This window comes from Streptomyces niphimycinicus (assembly GCF_018883605.1).
In the GTDB taxonomy this organism is placed as follows: domain Bacteria; phylum Actinomycetota; class Actinomycetes; order Streptomycetales; family Streptomycetaceae; genus Streptomyces; species Streptomyces niphimycinicus.
This window is the reverse complement of sequence record NZ_JAHLEM010001211.1, coordinates 1-586: the sequence shown is the minus strand read 5'-3', so window position 1 is coordinate 586 and position 586 is coordinate 1. Positions and strand designations below refer to the sequence as shown.

Sequence of the window (586 nt, the reverse complement as noted above, 5' to 3'; positions counted from 1 at the left end):
GGGGAGCGCAGCAGGGCCAGCTCCGGCTCGCCCACCCCGGCCTCGCGCAGCCGCCGCAGCCGGTCCCGGTGGGTGCGGGCGGAGCCCATCGCGCCGACGTACGCCACCGGCAGCCGCAGCGCCCGCTCCAGCAGCGGCACATCGAACTTCGGGTCGTGGGTGAGCACGCACAGCACCGTGCGGGCGTCCACCTCGGTCTTCTCCAGATAGCGGTGCGGCCAGTCGACGACCACCTCGTCGGCGTCCGGGAAACGCGGCGCGGTCGCGAAGACCGGACGGGCGTCGCAGACCGTGACGTGGTAGTTCAGGAACTTCCCGATCCGTACCAGCGCGCTCGCGAAGTCCACCGCCCCGAAGACGATCATGCGCGGCGGCGGGACGCTGGCCTCGGCGAGCACGGTGACGGGCCGCCCGCAGCGGCTTCCCTCGGCGCCGATGACCACGGTCGCGGTGCGCCCGGCGTCCAGCAGGGCGCGGGCCTCCGCCGCCGCCGTACGGTCCAGCTCGGGGTGGCCGCCCAGGGTGCCGTCCCAGCCGCCGTCCGGGTGGACGAGCAGGGCGCGGCCCAGCAGCTCGGGCGGGCCGT

The 586-nt window shown here is 75.9% G+C and carries 1 protein-coding gene; it reads right to left on the bottom strand.

The features are described from left to right. The coding region (locus tag KN815_RS48905; protein ID WP_216348175.1) for an XdhC family protein at nt 1-586 on the bottom strand (586 nt) is incomplete at both ends.